Here is a 2,176-nt window from a genome sequence, read left to right on the forward strand (position 1 = left end):
TGTATTGAAGAAGTAAGGTCGTCTTTCCTACGCCCCGTGAACCTTTGATTCCGATCAATCGTGCCTCCCAATTGATACGGTCTATCTTACTTCTTACAAATTCCAGGGAGGTAGATTCGATCTTTTTGAGAGATTTTTCTAATAAAGAGTCCATAATTGCTTAATATAATGAACAAAAATATACATAAATGCTTAATATAACAAGAAAAAAATATATAAAAATGCTTAGTATAGTAAGCAAAAATGGTGATACTATAATTTTGACATTTTAAGAGAACTAAGAAAAAGCGACTTAAACCCTCCGGTTTATTAATCCTTTCAAAAATTTTATAACTTTAAGAATCAAAATCTATTTACCTTTGATCTGTAAATCTCTCTTGTGAAGCAATTTATCAAAATAGCACTCCTTGTTTTCTATGTGTTTTTCAACGCAGGGTTGGGCTATTCCGTGCATTATTGTGGGGAGGATTTTCAGCACATCAATCTTTTTGGGCAAACAAAAACCTGTTGTCCTTCTGAGGAACCTATGCCGGGATGCTGTGATGATGTGTCCAATCTGGAATTGCCTAATTCAGATCAGCAGCAAATTGATATTCTGGATTTTCAGGCGGAAGTAAATTTAATTCCGATGGTCCAAGCTGTATTTTTTGAGTTTGAACACAGCATTTTCATTGAAGAAATATTGATCGGATTTGCGGATTCTTCTCCGCCCTTCATACCAAATACTCCAATTTTCATTACCAACCAAGTTTTCTTGATCTGATTCCCAATAGGGAAAATGGCATCTAGGAAACCTTTTTCATCTGTTTTCTAAAATTCCTATAACTCCAGCTTTCTCTTCCTTATTTTCATTTGGATTTTGACAAATTCCACATGAGTCAGGTTTTCTCCGAATAGTCTTGTTTACATTGGGCTTTTTGGGATAACAACATTATTAGCAAGCAGAATCTCAATTCAGCGTCCTTTTACAAAAAAAAGATCATGTTAAACAGCATCATCAAATTCTTTCTTGAAAACAAACTGGTGACAGTAATCCTTTTGGTACTTGTAGTGCTTTGGGGGATTGTCGTCGCACCGTTCAACTGGAATACCGGTTTTCTTCCCAATGACCCTGTTCCGGTGGATGCGATTCCAGACATAGGAGAAAATCAACAGATTGTTTTTACCGAATGGATGGGGCGATCTCCCCAAGATGTGGAAGATCAAATAACCTATCCTTTGACGACTTCGCTTTTGGGCATGCCTGGAGTAAAGACAATCAGGAGTACCTCCATGTTTGGTTTTTCTTCAATCTATATCATTTTCGAGGAAGATATTGAATTCTATTGGAGCCGGTCGAGGATTTTAGAAAAACTCAACTCACTGCCTTCGGGCTTATTGCCGGAAAGTGTTCAGCCCAAGTTGGGGCCGGATGCAACAGGACTTGGGCAGGTTTATTTTTATACTTTGGAAGGAAGGGATGAAAAAGGGAATCCCGTGGGAGGTTGGGATTTGAATGAATTGAGAAGCATTCAGGATTTTTATGTAAAGTATGGACTTGCCGGGACTGCGGGTGTTGCTGAGGTGGCGACTATCGGTGGGCATGTCAAAGAATATCAGGTTGATTTGGATCCAGTAGCTTTGAAAGCCCACAATGTCACCACGATGGAAGTGATGAATGCCATCAAGCAGGCCAACTTGGATATCGGAGCCAATACCATGGAAATCAATCAGGTGGAATACATTGTGCGGGGCTTAGGGTATGTCAAATCACTGGAAGACATAGAATTGGCAGTAGTGAAAGTGAGCAACAATGTCCCACTGAGGATCAAAGACATTGCTAAGGTAAATATAGGTCCGGCAAGCAGGGCTGAAAGGGCGATTTTGGATAAAGGTGGTGCTGAGGCTGTCGGAGGTGTCGTGGTAGCACGATATGGAGACAATCCGCTTCAGGTGATAGATGCTGTCAAATTAAAAATTGAAGAAATCACACCTGGGCTTCCAAGTAAAACATTGGCGGACGGAACAGTTTCCAAAGTCACCATAGTTCCATTTTATGATCGCTCCGGCCTCATCAAAGAAACACTCAATACACTCAATGAAGCCATTGTCCTTCAGATCCTCATCACCATTATTGTGATTATGGTGATGGTCTTTAACCTCAGGGCTTCTTTATTGATTTCCGCTTTGTTGCCTT

At 40.0% G+C, this 2,176-nt stretch carries 2 protein-coding genes; both read left to right on the top strand.

Annotated features, from left to right (window positions below):
• The first annotated feature begins 379 nt into the window (after window positions 1-379).
• A complete protein-coding gene (locus tag ACZFYI_RS19475; protein ID WP_462525786.1) occupies window positions 380-763 on the top strand; it encodes an HYC_CC_PP family protein in 384 nt (127 codons plus the stop codon).
• Between the two features lie 218 nt (window positions 764-981).
• Window positions 982-2,176, top strand: a 1,195-nt coding sequence (locus ACZFYI_RS19480) for an efflux RND transporter permease subunit (RefSeq protein WP_462525787.1), incomplete at its 3' end; no start/stop codon positions are given.

This window comes from Aquiflexum sp., assembly GCF_977115555.1.